10 protein-coding genes and 2 pseudogenes are annotated in these 8,381 nt (G+C 71.7%); 7 read left to right on the forward strand and 5 right to left on the reverse strand.

Translation table 11 applies throughout. The features are described 5' to 3' along the window. Window positions 1–161: 161 nt before the first annotated feature. The 3 genes and pseudogenes from G6038_RS06550 to G6038_RS06560 form a co-directional block, all read right to left on the reverse strand. On the reverse strand, window positions 162–431 hold the full coding sequence (locus G6038_RS06550; protein ID WP_240918328.1) for a hypothetical protein: 270 nt from the start codon (window positions 429–431) through the stop codon (window positions 162–164). A 506-nt stretch (window positions 432–937) separates the two neighbouring features. Continuing rightward, on the reverse strand, window positions 938–1,273 hold the full coding sequence (locus tag G6038_RS31175) for a hypothetical protein (protein WP_240918329.1): 336 nt from the start codon (window positions 1,271–1,273) through the stop codon (window positions 938–940). Next, window positions 1,179–1,508 (reverse strand): annotated as a pseudogene (locus tag G6038_RS06560) (transposase); the annotation flags it as partial. The gene G6038_RS31175 and the pseudogene G6038_RS06560, both read right to left, overlap by 95 nt. Window positions 1,509–1,846: 338 nt before the next feature. On the opposite strand from G6038_RS06560, the gene G6038_RS06565 reads away from it, so the two are divergent. The 3 genes from G6038_RS06565 (at window position 1,847) to G6038_RS31815 (ending at window position 3,441) form a co-directional block, all read left to right on the forward strand. After that, window positions 1,847–2,389 carry a flavin reductase gene (locus G6038_RS06565; RefSeq protein WP_346772754.1) on the forward strand — a complete coding sequence of 181 codons (543 nt, stop codon included), beginning with the start codon at window positions 1,847–1,849 and terminating at the stop codon, window positions 2,387–2,389. A 679-nt stretch (window positions 2,390–3,068) separates the two neighbouring features. After that, on the forward strand, window positions 3,069–3,272 hold the full coding sequence (locus G6038_RS06570; RefSeq protein ID WP_165036737.1) for a hypothetical protein: 204 nt from the start codon (window positions 3,069–3,071) through the stop codon (window positions 3,270–3,272). 37 nt (window positions 3,273–3,309) lie between these two features. Continuing rightward, window positions 3,310–3,441, forward strand: a complete 132-nt coding sequence (locus G6038_RS31815; RefSeq protein WP_276613820.1) for a hypothetical protein — start codon at window positions 3,310–3,312, stop codon at window positions 3,439–3,441. Window positions 3,442–3,693: 252 nt separating this feature from the next. Here G6038_RS31815 and G6038_RS06575 read toward each other — a convergent pair whose 3' ends face one another. After that, the gene (locus tag G6038_RS06575; protein ID WP_165036549.1) at window positions 3,694–3,993 is read right to left on the reverse strand and encodes a hypothetical protein; all 300 of its coding nucleotides are present in this window, start codon (window positions 3,991–3,993) and stop codon (window positions 3,694–3,696) included. Between the two features lie 304 nt (window positions 3,994–4,297). Between G6038_RS06575 and G6038_RS32020 the strand changes: the two genes are divergently transcribed. The 3 genes from G6038_RS32020 to G6038_RS06590 all read left to right on the forward strand — a co-directional run bounded on the left by G6038_RS32020 (window position 4,298) and on the right by G6038_RS06590 (window position 5,871). Beyond that, window positions 4,298–4,723, forward strand: a complete 426-nt coding sequence (locus G6038_RS32020) for a DUF2182 domain-containing protein (RefSeq protein WP_165036739.1) — start codon at window positions 4,298–4,300, stop codon at window positions 4,721–4,723. A gap of 422 nt (window positions 4,724–5,145) precedes the next feature. Next, window positions 5,146–5,565, forward strand: a complete 420-nt coding sequence (locus tag G6038_RS06585) for an ester cyclase (RefSeq protein WP_165036740.1) — start codon at window positions 5,146–5,148, stop codon at window positions 5,563–5,565. A gap of 141 nt (window positions 5,566–5,706) precedes the next feature. Further along, on the forward strand, window positions 5,707–5,871 hold the full coding sequence (locus G6038_RS06590) for a hypothetical protein (RefSeq protein ID WP_165036743.1): 165 nt from the start codon (window positions 5,707–5,709) through the stop codon (window positions 5,869–5,871). Window positions 5,872–6,021: 150 nt separating this feature from the next. Here the strand turns inward: G6038_RS06590 and G6038_RS06595 are convergent, their stop codons facing one another. Continuing rightward, window positions 6,022–7,026 (reverse strand): Abi family protein, encoded by a 1,005-nt coding sequence (locus G6038_RS06595; RefSeq protein WP_165036745.1) that lies wholly within the window; start codon window positions 7,024–7,026, stop codon window positions 6,022–6,024. 1,039 nt (window positions 7,027–8,065) lie between these two features. On the opposite strand from G6038_RS06595, the pseudogene G6038_RS30895 reads away from it, so the two are divergent. After that, window positions 8,066–8,381: pseudogene (locus tag G6038_RS30895) on the forward strand (hypothetical protein); the annotation flags it as partial.

Below are 8,381 nucleotides of genomic sequence, written 5' to 3' on the forward strand. Positions count from 1 at the left end.
CCGATGGGCATCGAGGGCAGCGACGGCGGTTGCGGGGGCGGCAGAAAGCCGGCATCGTCCAGTGCAAGGCTGGGCCCGGTTTCTGCGAGAGCAGCGGGCCATGGGTCGGGGCGTCCGGGCATGGTCGTGTGTGGGCCGCCGGGCTCGACGCGGGCGGGTGGTTACAGCGAGTCCAGCAGGATCAGCAGCGTGGGCACCGTCGCCGGTGCCAGCGCCCCGAGGCCGAGCGAGGCGAGTGCGCCTCCGAGCGGGCGGCTGCGCCGGGTGAACACGGCGATGCCGAGCAGGGTCAGCGCGGCGCCGGCCGCGGCGACCCCGAGGGGGGAGACCGCGAGCAGGGCGACGACGCCGCCCACCGCTCCCGGCAGCAGCCACCGCCAGCGCAGGTTCCGCTCGGTGAACTCGTCCGTCCCCGGTGAGGAGTCGGGCATGGCCCCAGTATCCCCCCGTTCGGGGTCGGTGGGTGCACGGCCGTGCGGGAGTGCCGCCGGCACCGGCACCACGTCGTCCTCGAGGGGCGCCGAGGCGTGGGGCGGCGGTGAGTCAGGAGCGTCGGTGAAGGCCGGCGGCAACGTGCCCGGCCATCGGAGAGCAGCCCGGTTCCACCCTCGGCGACGCGCGCACCATGCGTCAGGGTGTCTGACGCAACGGTGTCTGGTGTAGGTGCGGGCCGTCGTTCCGGTGCCGTCTCCGAGATTTTCGAGAGGAACGACAAGACCCGATGGACCGGAGGCGGCCTGGTCGCGCCGCATACCGAGCACGCATCCGCCCTCGCGGGTAGGACCGTGAGCGCCATACGGCAGGTCGTCGTTCTTCCGTGTGGGTGCCCGCGGCCCATAGGGGTTGTAGGGAAGGAGCCGCCGCCGACCAGGGAACATCCGGCGGCCACCCCGGCGCGGACCGCGGCGGTCGCCGGGCCACGGGGCAGCCACCGGTATCAGAGCGAGGCGTCTTTTTTGCCGATGCTGATCAGGTATTCCTCGGCCTCGGGTTCGGCGGTGTAGGAGAGCACCTCCCCGACGTGTCGGCGCGGCACGTCGAGCACCTGGTCGGGGGTGGGGGAGAAGAACTCCCGCCGGGGGTGGACCTTGTCGACCCGGCGTTCGGCGAACGCCTGGTGCAGCTGGACCGGCCTGGTCGCAGCGGCGACGCAGGTCCGCCGAGGGGCGATATCGGGGTCGGTGGTGCCGGGCGGCCTGGATCGGCAGCCGCCGGGCGTGGCCGTTGCCGGTCTTGGTGATCGATCCCTGCGACCGTGTTCCGCCGGAGGCATGTTCGGTGGGCACCAATCCCCGGTAGGCGCCGATCGAGCGTCTCGTCGGGCGTGGCCGGTCACCGGTTTCCCCCACCGAACCGAACCCGGTCGGCGTCGATACTCCGGGCAGGTAGCCCAGTCGCGTCACTACCGGGGTGGGCTCGCTGTCGGCGGCCGTCACCGCGATCGCCGCATCGAGGCGATCCCGCCGTTCCACTGCCGCGAGCATCGCGTCGTTGGCGCTCTCCTGCGCCGGCTGCACTCGTCGGGAACCCTGATCCGGCGTGCGAGCGTCGCTGTCTCGCACTTCATCACGGGACCTCACCGGCTCTACGGTCGTCGGTGGACGGGCTGCAAGGCGCGGGCCGATCTCGGCGCTCGCCCCTCGTCGATCGAGTCCCGCGTGCGGGGAGTGCCGAGGCTCCCGGAAGGCCGAACGGCACGCCGGGGGCCTCGGCGGCCACGACGCGAGGGGCCCGCGCGGGCACCGAACGGCAGGATCGGGCCGACCGCCGGGCAGGGGCGGCGGGGCTATGTTGGACCGGACGGAACGATGCCGGCGGGTCCGGGCAGAGCGGGGAGAGCGACGCGGTGGGAGACTCGGAGCCGTTCGATGCGTTGATGGCGATGCTCGATCCGCCGATGGTGGTGGTCACCGCCGCGGTCGGCGGCGAGCGCGGTGGATGCCTGGTCGGGTTTCACGCCCAGTCCAGCATCGATCCCGGCCGGTACACGGTGTGGTTGTCCAAGGCCAATCACACCTACCGGCTCGCCCTGCGCGCCACCCATCTGGTGATCCATTTTCTGGGGGCGGACGAGGCCGCCCTCGCCGCCCGGTTCGGCACCCTGACCGGCGACGAGGTCGACAAGTTCGCCGACCTTGCGGTGCGTGCCGGCCCCGGCGGAGCCCCCGAGCTGCTCACCCATCCGCATCGGGTGGTCCTGCGCCGGGTCGCGTTGCTCGACGAGGGCGGCGACCACGTGTGCGTGGTCACCGAACCGGTGGCGGTGCACAGCACCGGCCGGCTCGCCCCGCTGCGGCTGTCCGCGGTGGCGCACCTGCACCCCGGACATGCCGCCGCCGAACGCCCGCACCCGGTCACCGAACGCGCCGATCCTCCCGGGCCGCGGTGAGCTCGTCCCCCGGGACCGTGCTCGAGCGGCGACCTGCCCGGGGGTGAGCCTCCCGCCGGCCTGCTCACCCCGCCGGGTTCCTCGGCGCGGTCGCGGCACCGACGCCCGAATGCCTCCTCCGCCGCGGCGGTAGGGAGCGACCCCCCCGACCGGGCCGGTGGTACTCCGGCACGTCCGAGCGGACGGTTCGGTCGGTCCGGCCGCTACGCGGTGGTGGTGCGGCCGGCGTTGTCCACGACGAGGGAGTCGTAGTTGATGCGGGCCGGAGGTGAAGAAGCCCGCGGCCGGCCGCGGGCCCTTCGCCGACGAATCTCGGCCGCTCTTCGGCACCGCGGGACCGGGCCCTCCTCCACCACGTCGGACCCGACCGCGCCGGTCGTCGGCGGCCGCTGCGGCGGCAGAGGGGGGGACGACAGCCCGCCGCAGCGGCGACGGTCTGGGTGGTGGTCACAGTCCGCAGGCGACTCGGTGTGTGTTCGGTCACAAATAGTGCTGGTGTGTTGTGGGTCACATGCCGTAGGCTCTCGTGGTCGGTCCACCCGGAACCCCGGTGGCCGCCGCACCCGGAGGCCGCCCGCCCGATATCCGGTCGGTGCGTTCTCCCTGATTCCTGCCCCCGTCCGTGAGGGTCCGCCGCCACGAGTGCTGCGCCGGCGGGCTTTCGAAGGGACGTTCGCCCATGCTCCCCGCCGCGCCGCCGTCCCCCCTCCGCCGGGGACTCGAGCGCGCCCCCGTGCTGTTCCTGCCTGCCGTGGTCACCGGCGCCGGGCTGTGCTCGGGAACCCTGGCCCTGGCGGCCAGCGGATCGTTTCAGATGGGCGTGCTCGCCACCGTCCTGACCAGCGCCACGGTCGCGATGGCCGCGGTGCTGCTCCGACCGTGAGCACCACCGGATACGTCCGCCCGTCCGAGAGGAACCGATGACCCACCGCACCCCGACCACCTTCAGCACCGCCGAGATCAAGGCTCGCCTCGAGGCGATGTTCGCGGACCGCCCGCCCGCCGCACCGCCGGAGCACGCCCCTCCCCGCGGATCCCACACCGAAGACTGACCCCGAAGACCGACCCTCGGCGCGCCGTCCGGCACCGGTGGTCCCACAGGTGCGCTGCTCGCCACGCGGCGCGTTCGGCGACCGGGCATCGCCGCCTCCAGCGGTGCGACCGTCTCGGTGCTGCGGACGGGGCCGGACCGATTCCCCCTGCGAATCGGTCCGGCCCCCTCCGCAGCACCGCTGCGCCGTCGGTGCGGCGAGCCGACGAGCAGGGGCGGCGCGCCCCTTGCCGCGGCGCCGCCCCGGCCGCGGTCACGCCGGGCGGGACAGGGGCGGAACGGCGGCGGCGAGCAGCGCCGGTGCCTCGTGCACGCGGACGCATCGGATGCCGGCGGCGCGGAGGGCGTCCAGGGTGGCCGTCTCGGCCGGGGAACAGTTCCCGGTCAGGACCTCCTCGGTGACGATCGCGCACCACGGCGTTCTCCCGGCCACGGTGCGGGTGGTCTCCCACCCGTGGTGCGCGGCCCAGCGCCGTACCGCGGCCCAGTGCCGCACCTCGGCGGCATCGGAGGGATTGCCCACCAGCACCAATCGTTTCTGCGACGTGGTCATCCGCACCCCCGCTCTGCTCGCCGTCCCGGCCCGTCGTTCCCGCCGGCGCGGCCGCCTCCGACACCTCCGACGGCCGACCACGGTCGCTCCCGCACCCGGTCCATCGTCGCGCTGGGGCCGCGCCCCCGGGACCGCGAGCCGGCATCCGACTCGGCGCGCCGCACCGGTTCGACGCGTCGCGGGAGGCGACCGCGCATGTACCGCATACCGGGTTTATTCAAACGTGACACTCCTCACGGGCAGGAGTTGTATCCCATCACAAACGGCCGCGCCACTCGAACACCCGTCCAGATCAACTGGGGCCGTGCCGGTCACCGCCTCGGGGCGTGGCTCGACTGCGGCCTCGGGCGGCCCGATCGGCCGGGGCCGCCATCGAACCGCACGGCCCGATCCGCACCGACGCACCCCGCTGACCTTTCTCGCCACCCACGATTTCGGCACCGGGTGGTGGGGCACCGTGCGCGCCGGGGCGTCGCACGGTCTGTACTGTCCGGGCTGCTGCCGGGCCCTGAGGGCGGTCCTGTTCGTGGTCGGGTTGATGAATCTGACCTGGATGGCAGCGATAGCCGTGATCTTGGTGGCCGAGAAGAATTCCCGCCACGGGGTGATGCTGACGAAGGTGGTCGGCGCCGCGGTCATCGTGCTCGGGCTCGCCGTCCTCGTGCACCCGTCGTTGTTGCAGTCCCTCGCCCCGAGCCCACCGGCCCCGCCCCCGATGTCGGGGATGTGACCGACGCCGTCACCCGGGCGGTGCGGCACCGAGTGCGTCGGTCGGTGAGCACGCCGACACCGCACCGACACCGCGCACCGCCCGCCACGGGGGCCTACCGCGCCGGCGTTCACCGCCGCTCACCTGACAAGCGACGAAGACTCGGTGCCCCCGACCGCCAGGGCTCCGGCCGTGTCCCGGCAACTGCCCGCTACCCCTCCAGCACGCGTGCTGTTCTCGGCCGCGGGCGCCGATGCTCAGATAGCCCCTCACCCGGCAAGGACGCCGCGCGCCAGGGCGCGGTCACCGCGGTCGCCTCCGGAGGGCGCAATCGCAACGCGAAATTCGGTGCGGCCACCCCCGGCCCCTCCTCTCCTGCGTCCGACACCTGAGGGGCGCGGTAGGCTCGCTTGGCCGTCATCGCGCCGAGATCGGGGGTCGTCATGGACACCGCCTTCTTCGATCGCTATCGGGACGCGTGGAACAGCCACGATGTCGATGCGGTCGTCGAGTTCTTCACCGACGACGGCGTCTACGAAGACGCCACCCTGGGCCGCCGGAACCGGGGAACGGCGGAGATCCGCGCCTTCGTCGAGGAGACCTTCGCCGCCTTCCCCGATTTCCGCGTCGAGGACGCCGGGCCGGCGACGATCGATCCGAGCGGCCGCTTCGCGAACGAGTGGACGATGTCGGGGACACACGAGGCAGACACGGCCATCCCGGCGACCCACCGGAGTTTCTCGTTGCGGGGCGCCTCCGTGGGCGAGTTCGAGGGCGACAAGATCACGCGGAACTCCGACTACTGGAACATGGCGGAGTTCCTCGTCCAGGTCGGGATGCTGCCTTCACCGCCGGCCGTCTGAGTGGTTCCCGCCGCCAGGTTGTCGGGGGTATGCGGCAGCGCCGTGCGCGGTGTTCCGCGGTCTGGTCGACTACCGCGGGGCGAGAGCGACTTTTGCGCATGACCGGGTAGAGATCCTTGCCTGTTCCGGAGAAGGTGGACGATGGCGGGTAAGCGGTGCTGGGCCGAGTCGAGGGCGGTCGGCAGGCAGTGGCAGCAACGGTGGGCCGTCGAGGGTGTGCAGGCCGGGATTCTCCTCGTGCGGTCCCGGGTCGCGGAGGCGCTCGACGAGGTCCCGCCGGCGCCGCCCTGCGCGACGGTGCGCTGACCGACGACGACCGTGTCTCACGCGCGATGCGGTGTGCCTGCTTTCGGAGACCGACGTGCGATATGCGCGGATACGGCCCTCGGGTGTCTTTACCTGCCGTCGACGGAATGCGTGCATGACGGGGTGCACCACAAGCTGTGATGCTCGGCTCTACGTGATGTGCCGACTCCAGAAGTTGTTGGCCGCCCAGTTCTCCGGGACGCCCATGCCGGCCAGGTTCATCCGGGAGCGGGTGTGGAGCAGGTCGTGGAGCCGCCGTGCCCAGCTGCTGCGGGGAGATACGGAGTCGAGCACGGACTGCAGCGACACCAGCACCGGGTAGAGGCGTGTGCGCGACCGCGCCGGCAGGGCGTCCGTCCCTGCCAACCACGAGATGGCGGGTGAGTTCGGGATGGCGGGGTAGACGCCGAGGCCGACGTTCCACAGTCGCCCGTGGTGGGCACAGATGTTCCGCACCCGCACGTAGGTCTGCAGCCAGGACTCCAGCACCGGCGCGGTCAGACCCACACTTGTGGCGATCGCGGTCCGGTCGGCGCGCCGGTTCAGGTTGCGGTACGCGGCAGCCAGGTGCCCGATGGTCAGGGTCTCGACCATGAGCCAGGACGGCGGCAGCTCGGGCGAGCGGTAGGTCGTCAGGTAGTGCTCGAGGGCCGAGCGGTGAACCAACGAGTCTTCCCCGGCGTCCGGCGAGCCGCGCAACCGCTCGTCGCAGGTGTCCCGGACGATCTTCAGCAGTCCGGTGTGCTTGCCGCGGTGCTGGAAGTGTCCGGGGTCCATGTACCAGTGCGGATTGTTGTAGGTGGTCGACATGTGGTCGGTCAGGGCTGCGCGGACGGCGACTTCGACGCGTTCGAGCGCGTCCATGATCAGCAGCCGCAGCGTCCGGTCGAAGACATACAGGTCGAGCACGTCGTCGAACGTCGTGCCCTCGCGGAACAGATGGTCTGCTCGCCCCTGCTGGAAGGGGATCGTGTAGGGCGAGAGCCGGTAGTAGCCGATATGGCGTAGGTACCGGCGGGCTCGGTCCGGGTCCGGGATCTGCAGGCCGCGCCCGGAGAGGCGGTCGACGAGCTCGTCGAGGCTCAGCGGCGGCTTGTCGTAGTCCAGAGAGCCGCGAGGCCGCAGGGGTCGAGGTGCGCGCGGGGGGCGAGCCATGTGCGCGCTCCTGCCGACCTTGGTCAAAGAAAATCCCCCAAGTGCGCATCGTGGAGAGGCGTGGGGGATGTGGTGCCATCGAGGCTGGCACGCGTCGATCACGGTCAGAATTCGCCGACCGTCGACACAGGTGCGTCTGGGGAGGGACGTGTCACGATCGCAGCTCACGGCGCCATTCTGGGTCGTGAGTGCTGCGCCGGTTCGCCAGCCGCTGCTGGCACGGCGCGCGGCGGCGGGTCGACGGTGGTGTTGGTACCTCGGTTCGGGTTCCGTCGAGGCGGCGAAGGGTTGTCATGAGGAACAGCGGGACGGCAGCGCTCTCGGGGAGGACAGTGCGGGCGGCGACGACGGACAGGACACCGTCGCGGAGTGGGCGGAGCATCCCGGTTTCGATCCGATCCGCGGCTGTATGCACGGCCCGGAACGAATGCCGACGGCGCAGTGGAGGACCCCGCCGGGGTTCGGCTGACGAGCGCACTCCGGCGGGGTCTCGGTCGGTGCCCGGGAAATCCGGGCAACGGCCGTGGCGACGAGGGTAATCGGGGTCGGGTGCGCCCGGTGGCGGAATCGGCGGGCATGGTGTTTACATTCTCCTCCGGCGGTCGGGTCGGTCTGACACACCAGCGGGGGTGGGGGATCTCGTCGGTGCTGCCCTGGCCACGGGGAGCGGTGTGCCGTGGAGGCGCACGTTGGGCTCCATCTTCGGTGCCGTCCGGCCTTCCTGACAAGTGCGGATCACGGGTGTTGTTGCGCGGGACGGGCTGTCTTACCGGTGTGCCTGACACGCCTGCCCTCTCCGGATGTGCCATTGCCGTGGACGTCGACGAGGTGGCTCCGCTGTCAGGCTCACCTGTCAGGCGGTGGTGTGGCGGGCCGCTCGCAGCGGCATGGTGACCGCCATATCGATCGACAAGCAGGGGGTCTCGGCGTGCGGTTCGGGCACGTCGCCGCCTTCGCCTGGAACGGGTCCCACTGGTCGCTTCTGGCGTGTGCTGGCGACCGGCAGTCCCCTCGAGGCTGGCGATGGGAACCTCCCTGAGTGCCGGTGCCGGTGCCGGTGCCGGTGTCGGTGTCGGTGACGGTCGCGGCAGCGTCGAGCGCCAAGTCCGATCGCAGCTTCCTGGGACGGCCGGTCATGGCTGCCGAACCCGTTCCCGCCGGCGTGCTCGCCCTGATTCTGGATCAGAACGAAAGAGCGGGCCAGGGAACCACCTTCTTCACGTGCCGTCGACAGGTCGGAGGCTGTTCCTTCGACCGCGGTATCCCCGGGATGCCCGGTGTGTGTCCCGGGGTACAGCTGTCCGAGGCAGAGGCAGAGGCAGAGGCAGAGGCAGAGGCAGAGGCAGGAGCAGGGG

This window comes from Rhodococcus sp. 14C212, from assembly GCF_011058195.1.
Lineage (GTDB): Bacteria > Actinomycetota > Actinomycetes > Mycobacteriales > Mycobacteriaceae > Rhodococcus > Rhodococcus aetherivorans.